The 17,100-nt window shown below is 34.6% G+C and carries 21 protein-coding genes; 10 read left to right on the top strand and 11 right to left on the bottom strand.

Going from position 1 to position 17,100, the window contains the following annotated elements; genetic code table 11:
• Positions 1 to 17: 17 nt before the first annotated feature.
• The 11 genes from GN105_RS10175 to mraZ form a co-directional block, all read right to left on the bottom strand.
• A complete protein-coding gene (locus tag GN105_RS10175) occupies positions 18 to 755 on the bottom strand; it encodes an SDR family oxidoreductase (RefSeq protein ID WP_155285296.1) in 738 nt (245 codons plus the stop codon).
• Positions 756 to 867: 112 nt separating this feature from the next.
• Positions 868 to 1,383, bottom strand: a complete 516-nt coding sequence (locus GN105_RS10170) for a hypothetical protein (RefSeq protein ID WP_227977372.1) — start codon at positions 1,381 to 1,383, stop codon at positions 868 to 870.
• An 88-nt stretch (positions 1,384 to 1,471) separates the two neighbouring features.
• On the bottom strand, positions 1,472 to 1,921 hold the full coding sequence (locus GN105_RS10165) for a DUF1569 domain-containing protein (protein WP_155285294.1): 450 nt from the start codon (positions 1,919 to 1,921) through the stop codon (positions 1,472 to 1,474).
• Between the two features lie 69 nt (positions 1,922 to 1,990).
• The gene (locus tag GN105_RS10160) at positions 1,991 to 2,902 is read right to left on the bottom strand and encodes a hypothetical protein (protein ID WP_155285293.1); all 912 of its coding nucleotides are present in this window, start codon (positions 2,900 to 2,902) and stop codon (positions 1,991 to 1,993) included.
• Between the two features lie 50 nt (positions 2,903 to 2,952).
• Positions 2,953 to 3,306, bottom strand: coding sequence for a VOC family protein (locus tag GN105_RS10155; RefSeq protein ID WP_155285292.1), 354 nt, complete (start codon positions 3,304 to 3,306; stop codon positions 2,953 to 2,955).
• A 34-nt stretch (positions 3,307 to 3,340) separates the two neighbouring features.
• The gene (locus GN105_RS10150; RefSeq protein ID WP_155285291.1) at positions 3,341 to 4,261 is read right to left on the bottom strand and encodes a hypothetical protein; all 921 of its coding nucleotides are present in this window, start codon (positions 4,259 to 4,261) and stop codon (positions 3,341 to 3,343) included.
• A 3-nt stretch (positions 4,262 to 4,264) separates the two neighbouring features.
• Positions 4,265 to 4,576, bottom strand: a complete 312-nt coding sequence (locus tag GN105_RS10145) for a DUF4298 domain-containing protein (RefSeq protein ID WP_155285290.1) — start codon at positions 4,574 to 4,576, stop codon at positions 4,265 to 4,267.
• Positions 4,577 to 5,024: 448 nt separating this feature from the next.
• The gene (locus GN105_RS10140; RefSeq protein ID WP_155285289.1) at positions 5,025 to 7,037 is read right to left on the bottom strand and encodes a PASTA domain-containing penicillin-binding protein; all 2,013 of its coding nucleotides are present in this window, start codon (positions 7,035 to 7,037) and stop codon (positions 5,025 to 5,027) included.
• A 34-nt stretch (positions 7,038 to 7,071) separates the two neighbouring features.
• Positions 7,072 to 7,401: an FtsL-like putative cell division protein gene (locus tag GN105_RS10135; protein ID WP_155285288.1), complete on the bottom strand. Its 330-nt coding sequence runs from the start codon at positions 7,399 to 7,401 to the stop codon at positions 7,072 to 7,074.
• Between the two features lie 21 nt (positions 7,402 to 7,422).
• A complete protein-coding gene (rsmH, locus tag GN105_RS10130; protein ID WP_155285287.1) occupies positions 7,423 to 8,331 on the bottom strand; it encodes a 16S rRNA (cytosine(1402)-N(4))-methyltransferase RsmH in 909 nt (302 codons plus the stop codon).
• Complete coding sequence (mraZ, locus tag GN105_RS10125) at positions 8,324 to 8,830, bottom strand: division/cell wall cluster transcriptional repressor MraZ (RefSeq protein WP_373279401.1); 507 nt, start codon at positions 8,828 to 8,830, stop codon at positions 8,324 to 8,326. The genes rsmH and mraZ overlap by 8 nt, the downstream gene beginning before the upstream one ends.
• Before the next feature lie 377 nt (positions 8,831 to 9,207).
• On the opposite strand from mraZ, the gene GN105_RS10120 reads away from it, so the two are divergent.
• From GN105_RS10120 to GN105_RS10075, 10 genes are all read left to right on the top strand, one after another.
• The gene (locus tag GN105_RS10120; RefSeq protein ID WP_155285286.1) at positions 9,208 to 10,050 is read left to right on the top strand and encodes an ABC transporter ATP-binding protein; all 843 of its coding nucleotides are present in this window, start codon (positions 9,208 to 9,210) and stop codon (positions 10,048 to 10,050) included.
• A 2-nt stretch (positions 10,051 to 10,052) separates the two neighbouring features.
• A complete protein-coding gene (locus GN105_RS10115; protein WP_155285285.1) occupies positions 10,053 to 10,856 on the top strand; it encodes a hypothetical protein in 804 nt (267 codons plus the stop codon).
• A gap of 2 nt (positions 10,857 to 10,858) precedes the next feature.
• Positions 10,859 to 11,251: a GntR family transcriptional regulator gene (locus tag GN105_RS10110; protein WP_155285284.1), complete on the top strand. Its 393-nt coding sequence runs from the start codon at positions 10,859 to 10,861 to the stop codon at positions 11,249 to 11,251.
• Positions 11,238 to 12,002 carry a hypothetical protein gene (locus GN105_RS10105; RefSeq protein WP_155285283.1) on the top strand — a complete coding sequence of 255 codons (765 nt, stop codon included), beginning with the start codon at positions 11,238 to 11,240 and terminating at the stop codon, positions 12,000 to 12,002. Before GN105_RS10110 ends, GN105_RS10105 begins: the two co-directional genes overlap by 14 nt.
• Before the next feature lie 125 nt (positions 12,003 to 12,127).
• Positions 12,128 to 12,670 (top strand): YceD family protein, encoded by a 543-nt coding sequence (locus GN105_RS10100; protein ID WP_155285282.1) that lies wholly within the window; start codon positions 12,128 to 12,130, stop codon positions 12,668 to 12,670.
• A gap of 3 nt (positions 12,671 to 12,673) precedes the next feature.
• Positions 12,674 to 12,868 carry a 50S ribosomal protein L32 gene (rpmF, locus tag GN105_RS10095; RefSeq protein WP_155285281.1) on the top strand — a complete coding sequence of 65 codons (195 nt, stop codon included), beginning with the start codon at positions 12,674 to 12,676 and terminating at the stop codon, positions 12,866 to 12,868.
• Positions 12,869 to 13,235: 367 nt separating this feature from the next.
• Positions 13,236 to 14,549, top strand: coding sequence for a TolC family protein (locus GN105_RS10090; RefSeq protein WP_155285280.1), 1,314 nt, complete (start codon positions 13,236 to 13,238; stop codon positions 14,547 to 14,549).
• Between the two features lie 63 nt (positions 14,550 to 14,612).
• On the top strand, positions 14,613 to 15,890 hold the full coding sequence (locus tag GN105_RS10085) for an efflux RND transporter periplasmic adaptor subunit (RefSeq protein WP_155285279.1): 1,278 nt from the start codon (positions 14,613 to 14,615) through the stop codon (positions 15,888 to 15,890).
• A gap of 82 nt (positions 15,891 to 15,972) precedes the next feature.
• Positions 15,973 to 16,560 (top strand): peptide deformylase, encoded by a 588-nt coding sequence (gene def / locus GN105_RS10080; RefSeq protein WP_155285278.1) that lies wholly within the window; start codon positions 15,973 to 15,975, stop codon positions 16,558 to 16,560.
• A 69-nt stretch (positions 16,561 to 16,629) separates the two neighbouring features.
• The gene (locus GN105_RS10075; protein WP_155285277.1) at positions 16,630 to 17,067 is read left to right on the top strand and encodes a DUF5606 family protein; all 438 of its coding nucleotides are present in this window, start codon (positions 16,630 to 16,632) and stop codon (positions 17,065 to 17,067) included.
• The last annotated feature ends 33 nt before the right edge of the window (positions 17,068 to 17,100 follow it).

Here is a 17,100-nt window from a genome sequence, read left to right as displayed (position 1 = left end):
CTTTGATTTTTAAGTGATTACAATCCGTTTTTCATTATGTTATAAGCCACTTTCGGAAAAATGCGATGTATGAATTTAAGCAATTTGGTTTTGCCGATATAAATTTCGTATTTATTTGACTTAAAGCCTTTTATAAATTCATCAACCAACTTTTCAGGGCTGATTTTTGATTTGCCACGCCCTTGGGTCATTGGCGTATCGATGAGCGAAGGCACGATTTCAAATACCTTAACAGGTGTACTTTCTAACTGATAACGAAGCGTTTGGCTAAAACTATGCAATGCCGATTTGGTGGCACAATACACCGAAGCCGTTTTTTTCGGTGCAATAAAAAGTCCACTACTGACATTGACCACTGCCGAATTTTTGTTTTTCAACAAAATAGGAAGTAAATTAACACTTAACTTCATTGGAATAGCCAGATTTATAGCCAGTTCGTAATCTATTTTTTGGGCGTAATCACGTTCTTCAGTAAACAAATAATTGTACTGCACCGCCGCGTTGTTTATCAAAATGTTTAAATCAGGGTGATTTTCTTTAATAAAAGCGGCTAAATCATCAAGAGCTTGGGGCTGGGTCAAATCTTGTGCAAAAGTTTGAATATTTGGGTATTGGCTTTTGATTTGAGCCAATTTTTTAGGGTCTCTTCCTGTGATAATTACCTTATTATCAAGTTCATAAAAACGCTCTGCTAATGCCCAACCAATACCTGATGAACCGCCCGTAATTAAAATAGTGTTGTTTGATAGTTTCATTGTTAAATTCTTTACTAATGTACAAAGTTATATAATTTTAATACATTTTTTTAAGTTTTGCTATCTAAATTGATAAAAACATATAAAAAAAGTAAATTGAGTTTTTTAATTATCATAATTTCTTTCTTCTCACCAAAACCATAATTCCCAATCCGAAAAATGCTAACAGATACAGCACTACAAAGAGGGTTTTCAGCAAACTAAAAAAAGGCAGTACCGACAAAAGAGTATCTGAAAGCGACGGAAAATGATAGAGCGATATACCAATACCTATATTTTCCAAGTAGTCAAACACTGCTGCGACAATAGGGAAAAAAACTACCCATTTTATCCTTTTCAAGTTCAATTTATCAATGAAATGGCTTAAAATTTTCCAATAGGTAAAGGCATACAATAGCGGATATAGCATATCCAAAGGGATTTGCCTGTATAGATAGTAATGTCTGCCCTCACTTTCTAAATATTCAAGCAAACGCACCACATATTCGCCATCGTAAAAGGGTAATACATCAATAATATCAAGTCCGTTGGCAAGACGATTCAGTGTGGGGATAGTGACAAAAACCATCAGCAAATACACCGCCATTGTGATGATGAAATATAGCCAAAGTTTTTTTGATTTTGTCATTTTGTTTTCCATTTTAAAATTCTTTTTGATAAATAATATTGTTTCCGTTTTTTATAACAAAAACGAATCCTTTTCGCTATTTGGTTCATTACACACCAAATTGTCGTAAATGGTGGTCGCAATGTTTGTAGGCTAAAATACCGACTTGCTCTCGGGTTATTTTTCCAAAAAAATCGTGAATGAAATCATCATTGTTGAAATGCTCAAAATCTTTAACCAACCCGATACATTTGTTCTTCTGAAAATCAAAATCGGAAGAAGTTTCCTGAGCTTTGTAATTCTTCATCGTGGGCAGATTGATAGGCATAGGTTTTTCTCCGGTTAATCGTTTTAAAACTATTTTTCCTAAAATTTTCCCCCAAAAGGATTGTTTTCCTTTCTTTCCGTCTTTTCCTAAAAAATATTCATTGGTCAGATTTAAGTGTTCGAGCATTTGGCATACATTCATTTTTCCCCATCGCGGAGTTTTTGTTTCGGTAAGTAAGCCGATGCGTTTGATGAGGTTTTCTCGTTGTGTATCGTTAAAAATCGTATTCATTTTTATGGTGTTGTTTAATAATTATAAAACGAAACAAATTGGCACGGACATTCGCTTTCGTGTGTTTGATTAACAATTATAATACTCCCCACCAAATAAAATCTTCTGCTTAAAGATTTTTTCTAAATCCACCTTGTCAAAAAAGTTGTTCTCGGCTTCAAGGATTTTGGTGGGATATTTTTCGTTTTTATATCGTATGAAAATGTAATCTGCTCCGTGTCCTTTGGCAGGAAGCATACGCTCGATGTACACTTTTTCGATGTCTGACAGTGGAAAAACCCGAACAAATTTGTCCACACTTACACCGATTTGCTGATTCTCCTCATCTCGCCATAAAATAGACTGATTACCAAACTTTTCGGTTAATAGAGATGGTCGGCGTTTGACACGAATGTCTTCTCGGTAATTGGCATCCATCCGAATGTCTTTTGGTGGGAAAACCAAAAAATCCGTAAGTTGTATTGCGTTTTCCAAAGGCTTGACGATTTGGTGATAATTCCTTGTATTATAAATAGATAAAAAGAAATCTCGATGCCGAGCCTCGCCATAATATTGCATACGAAAACTGATGTCGTCCGTATGATTGTTGTAATACGAATTTTCTAAATATTCATCTACTTCCCTGTGCGACAGGTCTTTATTAAATTGCTCGCAAATCTGTAAAAAATCGTGTTTAGAAGCCCCTTTTTTGCTCGTAAAACGGTATTCTCTTACGGCAATATCGGTGCGTTGCCTACTTGTAAAGCCAAATTCAAAGTTGTAAAACAGTAAATTGCCCACTCGCACAGGAAATTTAAAGGCAAATTGACGACTAAGTTGCCCCTCGCCATAATCCTTATAAAAAATCTGTTTCACCCAAGGCGATGCGATAACTTCCTCGTAGGTAGCGTCCCACGAAAAGAATTTCGGTTCAGGAGATTGCACCTCAAATCCGAGATGATAATCCGTGTGATTTTCTGAAAGTAAAGTGATTTGTTTCATAGTTTCATTTGTTTATTAGTGAGGGGGCTTGTTTCGTGGATTTATAGTTTTTAAGCATTAGCACGATAATCCGTAAAACCCATTACATTGCCAGAAGGGTCTAAAAACTCGACTGCCCAACCTGTTTTTATGGGAAAAGGTGGTGTTAAAAATTCCACGCCTTTTGTCCTTAAATCCTCATAAACTTCCACTACATCATCTACTTCAAGCCAAATAGTGGGTTTTGCATTCGGAAATTTTTTCTTATCCTTTAAGATAATAGCAGCCTCTTCATTACCCACTTTAAAGGCAATCATTCCCATTGGTGAAAAATCAAATTTGATTTCCAAGCCCAAAATCTCAGCAAAAAAATGTTTGCTTTTCTCGAAATCTTCCGCAGGAAGAAAAAAGTTATCGTAATTCATAATTTAATTTTTTAAATGTCATAAAATCTGTTCATTAACAATTATAATAAAACCCTGTTACTTCAATAGACCTACCGAAGAATTTTTCTAATTGGGGCAAATAATTGTCCAAATCATATTCTTTGGTATTGAGAATTGCCGTTGGGTATTTTCTTTTTTTGTAATACACTCGCAAGGTATCGGCACCACCGCCTTTGGCAGGAAGCATTCGGTCGATGTCCACTTTTTTGATGTCCGACAGCGGAAAAACATTGCAAAACTTACCCGCACTTACCCCGAGTTGTTTATTCACCTCATCTTTCCATAAAACGGCTTTATTTCCAAACCTTTCCGTCAGCAGAGGTGGACGGCGTTTAACGGCTTCGTTTTTTAGATAGTCCGTATCAATACCGATATAATCCTTCGGAAATAACACAAAATCAGTGAGTTGTATGTTGTCTTCATTTTCAATAGGCGTAATGAGTTCGGGATATTTACGAGCATTGATAATATTAAAAAATACATATTGATGCGGTGGTTCTCCATAATAAATGACCAGAAATGTGATTCCGTCTTTGTGAAAAAACGAATAGAGGTTTTCGTAAGCTTCGTAGCTTTTATCAAGGGTTAAATGTTTTTCTAATTGCTGATGCACTTGCCAAAAATCAAATGCTTCTACTTGTTTGTCGCCATTGGCATAATATTCTTGCACGGCAATATCTCTGCGTTGAGGGTTGTCTATCCGAAATTCAAATTTGGAAAAAAGCAAATTGCCTACCCGCACCGGATATTTGAAATAATAATATTCATACACCTCATAATCCAAATCAAAAGGGCTGTCCCATTCCACCAAAGGCGATGCGATGATTTCCTCATAGGTAGTGTCCCACGAAAAAAATTTCGGCTTGGGCGATTGCACTTCAAATCCGAGATGATAATCGGTGTGATTTGCTGAAAGCAAGGTGATTCGTTTCATTGTTTATTCATTTGCAATGATTTTCGTAACTGTTTTTAGAAACTCAACTGCAGTAAGATAATGTTCTCCCATAGCGTTGTAGATGGCATCTTCGGAAAGTACCCCGTGCGGGATTCCTTCAGGAATTTCTCCTCGGTTGGAAGCATCATAATCGTCTTTCCACCCGCCTTCATAGTAATAATCGGATAGTTTTTTGATTTCAGGTAGCAAATTTTCCCATTTTTCTAAAAATTGTTTGGCTTCAGAGGTAAAAACTTCTGTTTTATTCAGAATTTCCTCCATTTCTTTTATGTTTTGCAATTGTTTTTCGGTCATAGCTCAATAGTTTAGTTTTTTATTGTAATATACGAGGTTATTTTTTGTCTGTATCTTTCAGAAGTAGTATTTTATGCTTTCGGAAATAATATATCTTTTATCAGAAATAATATTTTAAGTCAAAAAAATGATTTAACAAGTTTGGAAAATGATTTTTCAGCTTACAGAAATGGCTCAACAAGTTTGAAAAATGGATTATCAGCTTGCAGAAATGGTTCAACAAGTTTGCTGATTGATTTTTCTTTTGCTAAAAATGATTTTTTGGGCTTGAAATTGATAAACTGCGGTCATATAATCACAAACCGCAGTTTAAATATCAATTTCTTTATTTGAAAAACCTATTTTAGTTCGTTGTAACACGAACTTTCGTTATGAAAATCCTTTATAATTACTTTAAAAATCCCATTATGTCAAAGAACTTTTTATTTTCACAGGAAAAAGCCTGCTACTAACTATTTTCTAACGTTAAAATAACGTTTTTATTGTCTTTTATTTTCTGACCGCTCGGAATGGATTGATGAATCACCTTCCCCTCACCAACTAATTTTACTCGCAACCCGATGTTTTCTAATAAAGCTACGGCATCCATTGCTGCCATCCCGACTACATTAGGAACAATCGTTTTATATTTTTGGGCTTTTGTATAATATTGGTCGTAATCGGTGTTGGTTTTATCCGAGGCATTGTCCACATCTTCAATGGTGTCAATAAGGAGCGAGTTTGTATAAATTTTTTGTGCGATACTTTTGAATACAGGTCCTGAAACGTCGGCTCCGTAATAACCTACGTTTCTGTCAGGTTCGTGAATGACCACGATACACGAGTATTTCGGACTTTCAACAGGGAAAAAACCCGCAAATGAAGAAATATAACTCCATTTTGACTTGTCATTATTGCCATAATTCTTCCGAGCAGTTCCTGTTTTTCCCGCCATCGAAAAATCAGATGAGTACAACTTATGTGCGGTTCCGTATGGTTTTTCTACTACGCTTGCCAGCAGTCCTTTTGCTTTTTGAGCGGTTTCTTTTGAGCAAATTTTCCCGTTGATGATTTCCACATTGAATTTTTCAATGGTTTTATTCCATTCGCGGACTTCTTTTATAAGTCGTGGTTTTACCATTACGCCATCGTTAGCAATTGCATTATAGAATGTTAGCGTTTGTAAAGGAGTCAGATGCAAGCCATATCCGAAAGCCATCCATTCAAGAGAAATACCGCTCCAATTTTTATCCTTTGGTTTTGGTATGTACGGAACTCTTTCTCCCATTATGGGCAATCCTAAAGGTTGGTCTAATCCCATTTTTGAGAGTTTGTCAGTGAAATCTTTTGGATTTTTAGAAAATAAATGATGAACCATTTCCGTCATCCCAACGTTTGACGAAACAGCGAAAGCCTTGGCTATATTTATTTTTCCTGTAAATCTTCTTTGAGAATCATCAACCGTTTCTTTGTAATAATTGGCTCTACCATTTTTAATATCAACCACATATGTAGTGTCAATTCCACGTTCTTCAATGGCAACTACGACTGACATCAGTTTGAAGATAGAGCCAGGTTCGTGAGCTTCTCCAATAGCATAATTGAACCGTTCTGAATATGTGTTAGTGGAAGTAAGTTCCAAGTTTGAAATGGCTTTTATTTCTCCTGAGTTGACTTCCATTACTATCACACAACCGTGTTTGGCTTTGAACTTTTCCAACTGAGCAAGTAAAGCGTGGTGTGCAATATCTTGAATGTTAATATTTATGGTAGAAACTACATCATATCCGTCTTTCGGTTCAATGGTATTGAAGCCATTGGCAAGTTTCCATTGTCCTTTAGCGATTTTTTGCTCCAAACGGCGTCCTTTTGTCCCTGAAAGATAATTGGAATAAGCTCCTTCCAAACCAACACGGATGGTGTATCCGTTTTCGTCAGTTCGCTCGTATCCAATACTCCGATGAGCGATTCCTCCCAAAGGATATTCGCGTTTTACTTTTTTATCAATAATAAGCCCGCCTTTGTACGGACCTTTCTCAAAAAGCGGAAATTTTTTAATACGTAGATAATCACTATATCCCAATTGAGGAGCAATTAACAAATAACGATTTTTTAATTTGCGTTCTTTTTTTAGTAAATTTTGATAGTACGAACTTGGCTTGCCAAACATCTTTGAAAGCGAGTCGCTTAAGGATTTTACGTACTTGTTGAAGTTTTTTTCTGAAGGAGCAATTCCGTCCCACCTCACATCGTAACGCACTACTGATGTGGCAAGTAAGCTCCCATCATCGGAATATAAATTACCTTGATTGGGGATTATTTCGGCTTCTCGCAGTGTGGTTTCATCTGCTTTTGCTCGATATTCATCGCCTTCAATCTGAATTTTCACGAGTTTCACAGAAATGACAATTGCCAACAAAAGCATAGCTGTCGCAACAATGTATGTGCGAGCCAATATTCTTTTGTCATTTTTTGTTGCCATTTTTTATAATTTAATTTGTTGTGAAATGTTAATTCTATTCTTTGATGATTACTTTAATTTTTTGAGGAGGCTTTTCGGGTTGTTTTAAACCTCTGCTTTTAAGTTTGTTAAGTAAAGATGATTCCAACCTTACTTTTTGCAATTGTGAACGAACGTCCACAAACTGGCTCTTTAGCTCATTTACTTCCTCATTGAGTTTTGCGATTTGATGTACCTTATTATCTACATTATGAGAGCTTGTAATCATAATCACGCCCAAAACGAACAGAAAAGCAATAAATGTCCAGTTTTTGGTAGCTTCTTTGCCTTCTACCAAAAATTTTCCTCTGAGGATATTTTTTATTTCATTTGTTGCGTTACCCATTTTTTTCTGGTAGAATGTTTTTTATTGTCTTTCTGCGATGCGGAGTTTAGCACTTCTGGCACGGCTATTTTCTGCGATTTCGGTTGTGGTTGGGACGATTAATCCGCCTACTTTTCTGAAAGGAACGGAAACATTTCCGTAAAAATCTTTTTCGGGAGCTCCTTCAAACTGTCCGTCACGAATGAATCGTTTTACCAATCGGTCTTCCAATGAATGATAGCTAATTAAGCTGATTCGTCCGCCTATTTCAACAATATCAGGAAGTTGTGTAAGGAATTCTTCCAAAACTTGCATTTCCTCGTTCACTTCAATACGAATGGCTTGATAGATTTGAGCCAGTGTTTTATTTTCTTTGAATTTTTGTAAAAAAGGTTTTAAAATTTGCTGTAATTGATTGCCCGTTACTATTTTTTGTTCTGTTCGGGCAGAAATGATGGCTTTTGCGATGGCTTTTGAGTTTTTCAGTTCTCCGTATTTAAAAAAGATATTAACCAATTCATTTTCAGAATACTCATTTAATATGTTTTGAGCTGAAATGGCTCCGCTTTGGTTCATTCGCATATCCAAAACGCCCTCAAAACGAGTAGAAAATCCGCGTTCGGGAACATCAAACTGATGCGATGAAACCCCAAAATCACCTAAAACACCATCTACCTTTTTAACTCCGTAGAATTTTAAAAATCTCTTTATATATCTGAAATTCTGGTTTATGAGTGTAAATCGTTCATCATCAATGGCATTATTGGCAGCATCAGCATCTTGGTCAAAGGCGTACAACCGTCCGTTTTTACCCAATCGGTTTAGAATTTCACGTGAATGACCTCCTCCACCGAAAGTTACATCTACATAGATTCCATTTTCCTTAATTGCCAGTCCATCAATACTTTCGTGTAATAAAACGGGCTTGTGATATCTTTCCGTGTTAGTCATTTCCTAAACCTCCCATAACTTTTTCTGCCAACACAGAGAAATCCTCCGGACTTGTATAAATCGCTTTTTCATAAGCGGTTTTATCCCAAATTTCAACTCGATTTCCTAATGCCGACATCACAATTTCTTTATCAATCTGTGCATATTCCAGCAAATCTCTCGGTACTAACATTCTTCCAACCGAGTCAATTTCAATGAGTTTTACCCCCGACATAAATTTTCGGATAAAATCATTGTTTTCCTTTACATATCGATTTAGGCTATTTACTTTTTGCATTTCCAAATTCCATTGGTCCATCGTGTAAAAATCTACACATCTTTGAAAATCAGAACGTTTAAGGACGAATCCTGCTTCCAAGTCCCCCAATTGTTTTTTGAGAGGAGCTGGAAGTGTTATCCGTCCTTTGGCGTCGATTTTACATTCATATGTTCCTATGAGAATTCCCACCGAAATCGTTTTTTTGATAATTACAGGACAAAAGTAGAAAAAAAATCCCATATTTTACCACTTTCTCCCACATTGTTGATAAGTTTTTTCTTTCGATAGGGAATAATCAAGATGTTCATAATTAAGTATTTAGTTAAATATTTTATAAATTTAACGTTGAATCCGATAAGGTTACGTTTTTAACTATTTAATTTTCAGTTTTTTGTTGTTTTGAATTGATGTGAAATAAAAGTTAAACGAGTTAAAGTTTGAATTTGAACTCTGTATATCATTTTTTTAATTTATAGGAAAATTAATATGCTGAAAATCTGTTTATTTAATTAGAAAAAGAATTATGATTGTGTTTTTTTACATCAAAAATTTGCACGAATGATTTTTTGTGTTACTTTTGTAGTGTAATAGTAAAGTAATACGCTAAAACGCTTTTTATGATAACTGTCAAAAATTTAGATTTTTCTTTCCGTAAGAAAAACATTTTCAAGGATTTGAATTTGGATATTGAGCCAGGGCAAATCTGTGGTTTGTTCGGGAAGAATGGGGTTGGGAAAACCACATTTTTGTACAATCTTGCGGGATTGCTTTTCCCAAATCAAGGAACAATTCAAGTTTTAGGATTCGCCCCGAAAGAGCGAAAAACGGACTTTTTACGAGAGATTTTCGTAATCCCCGACGAGGTGTATTTACCCGATACTTCGGTAGAAAAGTACCAAAAAAGGCTTTCGTGTTTTTATCCGAAATTCAGTTTGGAACAATTCCGAAATTTTTTGCGTGCATTTGAAGTTTCGGAAGAAGAAAAGCTCCATAATTTGAGCTATGGGCAACGCAAAAAAGTGCTGATTAGCTTTGCTTTGGCAGCGAATACGTCGGTGGTGCTGATGGACGAGCCTACTAACGGACTGGACATCAGTGGAAAAACGCAATTTCGGAAAATTATGGCTGAAATAATGAACGATGAACGTTGTTTTATCATCAGTACACATCAGACGAAGGATTTGGAAAACCTCATTGACCGAGTGATTGTCTTAGATGAAAAAAAGGTGCTTTTCAATCAGTCGATGCAAGAAATTTCTCAGTTTTTGGAGTTTAAAGCCTCGCACGATAAAACCCAGCGTGAAGAAGCCTTCTATTTGGAGGAAAGTTTCTTCGGAGATATGCTCGTTCTGCCTAATAACAGCCACAATGAGAGTAAGATAGATTTGGAATTGCTTTACAAAGCCGTGATTTCAAATCCTAAAAAAGTAAATGATTGGTTTAACTCAAAAAATAAGTAACGATGAAGGTGTTTTTAAATCTTTTAAAAAAAGAATGGAGCGAAAATGCAAAGTATTTTCTGTATTATTATCTTGGTTTTACGATAATTTTTATCGGTTTGGTAGCTTATGTTTGTTATGATGGTTATATGAAAACTCAGGAATATAAACAATTTGTTTTCTCGTATGACAGTATTTTAACACCGATGATATTTAGCTTTCCGGTAGGAGGTGTTATTGCTGTCTATTGGGGACACAATTCCTTGTTTAAAAGGAAAAAGATGATACAAACATTAACGCTTCCTGTCAGTAACTTGCAAAAATGGCTTTGCTTGTTTACAATTTATTCCATTTCATTTTTTATTATAAGTTTGATTTGGAATAATATACTGATGATTTCGGTAGAAGCCTTTATAAACAGTTTGGAATTTGTAAAACGTTATAGAACTATAAACAATTGGAGTAATCAAGTAATAAAAAGTAATGTTTTTATATTTTTCTTGTTGATACTTCTCTTTATTCAATCAATATTTTACGTAGGATTGTTTCATTTTAAAAAATATGGAATTATTAAGACGTTGTTTATTTCTATCGTAATTGTGTATTTATTTTTTGAACACACTAGCAGTATGGCAGGATTCTTTGGTGGATATAATAATCCTTTTAAAGGAGAGGAGTTGGGGCTTGGTATAGATGAAGATAAATATTTTGCGATGTATAACAATTCTAAGTTAATTGAGTTTTTATTATTTATTTTTACACTTTCAGTTCCAATAATCTTATTTATAGCATCTTATTTTAGGCTGAAAGAACGAGAATTACGATAATTATGGAATTACGAGATAGCGGACAAGCCATTTACCTTCAAATTGCGGATTATGTCTGCCAGAAAATTTTGTTGGGCGAATGGCAACCCGAAACCAAAATACCGAGCGTTCGTGAGTTGGCGGTGCAGATGAGCGTCAACCCCAATACGGTCGCTCGAAGTTATGAATTTTTGAAAAATAACGGAATCATCATTGATAAACGCGGAATCGGTTATTTCGTAGAAACCGATGGCGAACAAAAAGCCAAAAAGTATCGTCAGCAAGAATTTTTGCAAAACGAACTTCCTGTGTTGTTTAATACACTCTATGTTTTAGGTATTGAAATCAATGAATTACAGCAACATTACGAAAATTTTAAAACCACTTTAAATCAGAAACAAAATGAAAACCAGTAATAAAATCCTCTTGTTTTTAGCAGTACTATTACTTTTGTATCCTGCATTTTTGTCTTACATCAAGAGAAAGGAATATGAAAAAAATCCTACAAAACTATTTAGAAAGGAAAGCCAATATTATGATTTAGAAAAATTGAAAGAGTTCAAACATCTGAAAATCATCGGAAACGATAGCACGCAGTTGAGTTATATTCGCTTTACCTATTCTGATTCTTGTTTTTCACTGAACAAAAAAGACAATTTACCCAGAGAATTTTCCGTTGATAACAAGCAAGATACGTTGATAATTACGCTCAATAAAATAGGAAATTCCTATTGGGGCGAAAATATCAAAGTGTTTACAAGCACTCCACGTTTGCATTTGTTCGCTCCTGCCTTACAATCGGTAAGTTTGGATAAAATAGGATTGATAATCAATGCGGTAACTTTTAAGAAAGAAAATGCTTCTACGTCTTTTCATCTGAATAAAAGTGAAGTGATAATGGAAACGACATACGATAGCGATATAACCCACATATTGGAAAGAACTTCTAAAATTCCGTATAAATCGTTTGATATCAATGGATTGAATAGTAATTTTGAATTAGGAAATGTACTTTGTAACAGTCTAACCCTCAATCTGAAAGGAAAATCGTGTTTTAAGACCAACTCAGATGGCTTTAAACATTTTTCAGGGGAAATCAGCAGCCAAACCGAAGCAAATTTCCCTGAAAGGTTTAAAGATTCGGTTAAGGTAATTGAGGAAAAGTAATCCGTTACTTCGAAATGACAAATCCAAAAAATAATAATTTTTTTAGCAAAAATATTTGACATTCAGAATAAAGTAGTATATTTGCACTCGCTAAAAAACGATTTGGTTTTATAAACTTGTAGAAAATGAGGAAGTTAAAAGAATATGATATCTCTTTTGCAGGATTGAAACAAGGAAAACATCAATTCGTTTATGAGGTTGATAAAAAGTTCTTGGATTCATTCGGATATGATGATGTGAATGATATCCGCCAGGTTGTAACTGTTGAGTTAGATAAAAAAAGTACTTTACTTGAGCTACATTTTAAAAATGAGGGAGTTGTAAACGTAAATTGTGACTTGTCCAACGAGCCTTTTGATATGGAAGTTAAAGGAGAGCTTTTTTTGGTAGTGAAATTTGGAGAGGAATACAATGATGAAGATGATGAATTACTCATTTTACCTCACGGAGAGCATCTGCTGAACGTAGCACAATATATTTATGAACTCATTGTACTTTCAATACCGGTAAAACGTGTTCATCCTGAAGTTGAAAAAGGAACATTACACTCTGATGTTTTGGATAAATTGGAAGAATTAAGCCCGAGAGAAGAACTTGAAGAAAGTGAATATATAGACCCGAGATGGGAAAGTCTAAAGAAAATAATAATAACTGATAAAGAAAAATAAGAAATGGCACATCCTAAGAGAAGACAGTCAAGCACAAGAAGAGATAAGAGAAGAACACATTATAAAGCAGTTGTTCCTCAAATTGCAAAAGATCCTACAACAGGTGAAAATCACTTGTACCACAGAGCTCACTGGCACGAAGGAAAATTGTACTATCGTGGTCAAGTTTTAGTGGATAACACTGAAAAAAGCGAATAAAGATTTTGATTTCATAATAAACATTTTTAAAATTAAACTGGAGAAGTCACCCGTGAGGGTGATTTCTTTTTTTATTTGATTTATAGGCTATTGTGAAGATATCGTGAAAATAATTTTGAAAATATGTCAGTAATACTGAAAAAAATTAATATATTGGCAGACAAATTTTGATTTAGCTCACTATAATTAACTTTAAATAGTTTGTTATTTCTCATTTTTCATTGTTTTTCATTTGAAGGAAGGTATGTAATTTAGAAAATATTCTACATCCTTAAATGAGGATTTAAGAGTAATAATTAAAAATGAGCTGGTTATAAAATAATTTTAATGATTTGATATTTTTTGTTTCTTTGGTAATCTTTTAAAAATGAAAAAGTTATTACACATAGTTTTACTGATATCGTCTTTTTCAGTATATTCACAAAAGCTCTGGACTTTAGAGGATTGTATTGAATACGCTTTGCAAAATAATATTTCTGTGAAGCAATCGGAAATTGATTTGAATGCAACAGAAATTGATAAGCTACAAGCACGAGGCGATTTTTTACCCTCATTGAACGGAAATGTAACTTATAATTTTAATGAAGGGAAGAATATTAATCCGGTAACGAATCAGTATGAAAATGCCTTTTTTCAATCGGCTTCGGGAGGCGTAGGTGTGGATGTAACTCTCTTTGCGGGTTTGCAAAATTGGCGAAGATTGAAACTTGCAGAACTCAACAAATTGGCTTCCCAATATAAGCTTGATAAGATGAAAGACGATATTATCTTGATGATAATCAATGCTTATCTTGAAATTCTATCGAATAAAGAGCAAATTAAGAAATTGAAAATTCAGCTTGAGGTTTCCAAAGAAAATTTGAAACGTACTCAAGATTTAATTGAGGCAGGTTCACTTCCCAAAGGAGATTATTATGAGGCTGAATCACAGTTTTTTTCTCAGGAACAACAAATTATCGCTACTGAAAATGCTCTGTTTATTTCAAAAATGGGATTAGCACAGCTATTATTACTGAAAAATTATCAGGATTTTGAAATTGCAGACACATCTCTTGAGATTCCCATAACTGATATTCTTTCAAAAACACCAGCCGAAATTTTCGAGAAAGCAAAAGAAGTTACCCAAGATGTGAAAATTGCACAGGCAAATGTAGATTTGGCAGAAAAAAATCTAAAATTGGCACGTTCTTCCCACTTCCCAAGACTTTCGGCACAATGGGGCTACAATTCAAGATGGTCAAAAAATCATCCGGAAAATTTTTGGCAACAGATTGATCAAAATAAAGGAATGTATGCAGGCTTGTCGTTATCAGTTCCGGTATTCAACAGATTTTCAACGACAGCAAGTGTGAAGCGTCAGGAAATCAATCTTTTAAAGAGTCAATGGAACAAACAGCAGGTGGAGCTTACTATGGAAAAGGATGTTTATCAGGCTTATACAGATGCCTCAAATGCTAAAAAGTTTTTTGAAGCCACCGAGAAAACATTACAGGCAAAAAAGCAGTCATACACTTATGCTAAAGAGCGTTACGATGTAGGTCTGATGAATACTTTTGATTTTAACCAAGCAAAATATCAGTATGAGAATGCTGAAAATGAAAGTATTAAGGCAAAATATCAATATATTTTTAAAATAAAAGTATTACAATATTATTTCAATGGGTTGAATGTCAATAAATAGAAATTGTTTTTTATTGTTTTGAAATTTTCAGATTAATAGTTGTTCTTAAATTGATGAAATACTATGAAAAAAAAGACTGTATTCATAATCATAGCAATTGTTTTGGGTTTAATATTGCTAATTTTAGGCAAAAAAGCCGGGTGGTTTGGAGGAGAGCCTGATGGTAAAGAGGTAGAAACTCAAGATGTTGTGTTAGAAACACTAACGCAAAAAGTCTCGGCTACGGGTAAAATTCAACCTGAATTGGAAATTAAATTATCTTCCGAAGTATCGGGTGAAATTATTGAACTTCCTGTGGTTGAGGGGCAAATGGTAAAGAAAGGCGATTTGCTGGTGCGTGTTAATCCCAATGTTTACGAATCTGTTGTAAACAGAAGTGTGGCAGGGCTTGAAACAGTAAAAGCCTCATTACAGCAAGCCGAGGCAAGCCTAAAAGAAAGTGAAGAGAGTTACAAACGCAGCAAGATTTTGTATGAAAAAGGCGTGATATCAAAATCGGATTGGGAAAAAGCTACATCTGCTTATGATATTGCCAAAGCAAACAGAGAATCAGCTCGTTATAATGTTCAAAGTGCAATGGCAAGCGTAACAGAGTCTCGAGATAATTTAAGAAAAACAACTATTTTTTCACCAACTGACGGAACCATTTCCAAACTTAGCGTAGAATTGGGAGAGAGAGTCGTAGGTACGGTTCAGATGACGGGAACGGAAATTATGCGTGTTGCCGATTTAAGCCGAATGGAAGTGGAAGTTGATGTAAATGAGAATGATATAGTAAAAGTAAGTGTAGGGGATAGTGTCAATGTTGAGGTTGATGCATATCTGAAAAAAGTATTTAAAGGAACTGTAACCAATATCGCAAATACAGCAAATGCGACAGCGAGTGTTGATCAAGTTACAAATTTTAAAGTAAAAATTCGTATAGAGGAGAGTTCTTATCAGGATTTATTGAAAGATAAGAAAGCGGGTTATTCGCCTTTCCGACCGGGAATGACAGCAACGGTGGACATACTTACTGAAAGTAAAAAAGATGTACTTGCAGTGCCAATAAGTGCTATTGTCGTTAAAAAAATGTCAGAGATTAATCCCGAAGCATCAAAAGAGGAAGCCGAAAAACGCCAAGAAGCTGTCTTCGTTCTGAAAGATGGAAAAGCTGAACTCAGAGCTGTTACTACTGGTATTCAGGATAATACAAATATTGAAGTTTTGTCAGGAATTGAAAAAGGAGAACAAATCATAACAGGACCTTATAATTTGGTGGGCAAAACTTTGAAAAAAGGAGATAAAGTCATCACAAAAACTAAGAACAAAAAAGGCGAGGAAAAGAAAGATTCAAATTAATCTAAAATAAAAGTTAAACCCATCTGATTTTACAAATATCAACTTTATTTATTATTTTTGTAGCCTTTAATATTACAAAATTATGGTTTTACCTATTGTTGCTTACGGAGATGCTGTACTTAGAAAGGTAGGAACAGACATCACGGCTGATTATCCTAATTTGAAAGAGCTGATTTCCAATATGTTTGAAACGATGGAAGCAAGTCACGGAGTAGGGCTTGCTGCCCCCCAGATTGGCTTGCCAATTCGTTTATTCGTCATTGACGCTTCACCTTTTGCGGACGATGAAGAGTTGAGTCCTGAGGAGCAGGAATTTTTAAAAAATTTCAGAAAAATATTTATCAATGCCAAAATTATTGAGGAAACTGGCGATAAATGGAGTTTTAATGAAGGATGTTTAAGCATTCCGGGAGTTCGTGAAGATGTTTTACGACATAAAAAACTTACTATCAGGTATGTAGATGAAAATTTTGTTCCGCAAGAACTTACCGTAGATGGGCTTGCTGCACGAATTATCCAACACGAATATGACCATATCGAAGGAATTTTATTTACAGACAAACTTTCAGCTTTTAAAAAACGTTTGCTAAAAGGAAAACTTACAGATATTAGCAAAGGAAAAGTAAAGGTGGATTACAGAATGCGTTTTCCGGATGTAAAGAAAAGATAAAATAAAGCAATATAAATATAAAAGTTTAATAGATAGAGAATTAGAGATTAATTTTTATAACACAGAAAGATGAATTTAAACAAGATTTTAGCCATTTCAGGCAAACCAGGGTTATATCATTTAGAATCGCAAACACGTACAGGATTTTTGGCAACATCATTGTTAGACGGAAAACGAATTTCAGTGGGAATCAGAAATAATGTGAGTTTACTTTCAGAAATAGCTATATATACATTGGAAACAGAAGTGCCTTTAGCTGAGGTATTTAAAAATATTAAACAGAAAGAAAATAACGGAAAAACGAGTATTTCTCACAAATCTGATGATGTAACATTGGAGGAATATTTTTTCAGTGTTTTGCCTAACTATGATGAAGACCGTGTGTATGCAAGTGATATTAAAAAAGTAATACAATGGTACAATTTGCTTCTTGAAAAAGGATTTTTAGAAGAAACTTCAGAAAGTAAAGAGGAAATTTCTGAAAAAGAAGAAGTTGTTAAAGAATAATTTATTTTAAAGGCGGTGCAAAGGCATCGTCTT

Source organism: Capnocytophaga felis, from assembly GCF_009684755.1.
GTDB lineage: Bacteria > Bacteroidota > Bacteroidia > Flavobacteriales > Flavobacteriaceae > Capnocytophaga > Capnocytophaga felis.
The sequence above is the reverse complement of the archived record's forward strand: the minus strand, read 5'-3'. Positions and strand labels throughout refer to the sequence as shown.

Bases quoted from the DNA above. Each gene is read 5' to 3' on its own strand.
- GN105_RS10175 (WP_155285296.1), bottom strand. From the start codon at position 755: ATGAAACTATCAAACAACACTATTTTAATTACGGGCGGTTCATCAGGT.
- GN105_RS10170 (WP_227977372.1), bottom strand. From the start codon at position 1,383: ATGACAAAATCAAAAAAACTTTGGCTATATTTCATCATCACAATGGCG.
- GN105_RS10165 (WP_155285294.1), bottom strand. From the start codon at position 1,921: ATGAATACGATTTTTAACGATACACAACGAGAAAACCTCATCAAACGC.
- GN105_RS10160 (WP_155285293.1), bottom strand. From the start codon at position 2,902: ATGAAACAAATCACTTTACTTTCAGAAAATCACACGGATTATCATCTC.
- GN105_RS10155 (WP_155285292.1), bottom strand. From the start codon at position 3,306: ATGAATTACGATAACTTTTTTCTTCCTGCGGAAGATTTCGAGAAAAGC.
- GN105_RS10150 (WP_155285291.1), bottom strand. From the start codon at position 4,261: ATGAAACGAATCACCTTGCTTTCAGCAAATCACACCGATTATCATCTC.
- GN105_RS10145 (WP_155285290.1), bottom strand. From the start codon at position 4,576: ATGACCGAAAAACAATTGCAAAACATAAAAGAAATGGAGGAAATTCTG.
- GN105_RS10140 (WP_155285289.1), bottom strand. From the start codon at position 7,037: ATGGCAACAAAAAATGACAAAAGAATATTGGCTCGCACATACATTGTT.
- GN105_RS10135 (WP_155285288.1), bottom strand. From the start codon at position 7,401: ATGGGTAACGCAACAAATGAAATAAAAAATATCCTCAGAGGAAAATTT.
- rsmH (WP_155285287.1), bottom strand. From the start codon at position 8,331: ATGACTAACACGGAAAGATATCACAAGCCCGTTTTATTACACGAAAGT.
- mraZ (WP_373279401.1), bottom strand. From the start codon at position 8,830: ATGGGATTTTTTTTCTACTTTTGTCCTGTAATTATCAAAAAAACGATT.
- GN105_RS10120 (WP_155285286.1), top strand. From the start codon at position 9,208: ATGATAACTGTCAAAAATTTAGATTTTTCTTTCCGTAAGAAAAACATT.
- GN105_RS10115 (WP_155285285.1), top strand. From the start codon at position 10,053: ATGAAGGTGTTTTTAAATCTTTTAAAAAAAGAATGGAGCGAAAATGCA.
- GN105_RS10110 (WP_155285284.1), top strand. From the start codon at position 10,859: ATGGAATTACGAGATAGCGGACAAGCCATTTACCTTCAAATTGCGGAT.
- GN105_RS10105 (WP_155285283.1), top strand. From the start codon at position 11,238: ATGAAAACCAGTAATAAAATCCTCTTGTTTTTAGCAGTACTATTACTT.
- GN105_RS10100 (WP_155285282.1), top strand. From the start codon at position 12,128: ATGAGGAAGTTAAAAGAATATGATATCTCTTTTGCAGGATTGAAACAA.
- rpmF (WP_155285281.1), top strand. From the start codon at position 12,674: ATGGCACATCCTAAGAGAAGACAGTCAAGCACAAGAAGAGATAAGAGA.
- GN105_RS10090 (WP_155285280.1), top strand. From the start codon at position 13,236: ATGAAAAAGTTATTACACATAGTTTTACTGATATCGTCTTTTTCAGTA.
- GN105_RS10085 (WP_155285279.1), top strand. From the start codon at position 14,613: ATGAAAAAAAAGACTGTATTCATAATCATAGCAATTGTTTTGGGTTTA.
- def (WP_155285278.1), top strand. From the start codon at position 15,973: ATGGTTTTACCTATTGTTGCTTACGGAGATGCTGTACTTAGAAAGGTA.
- GN105_RS10075 (WP_155285277.1), top strand. From the start codon at position 16,630: ATGAATTTAAACAAGATTTTAGCCATTTCAGGCAAACCAGGGTTATAT.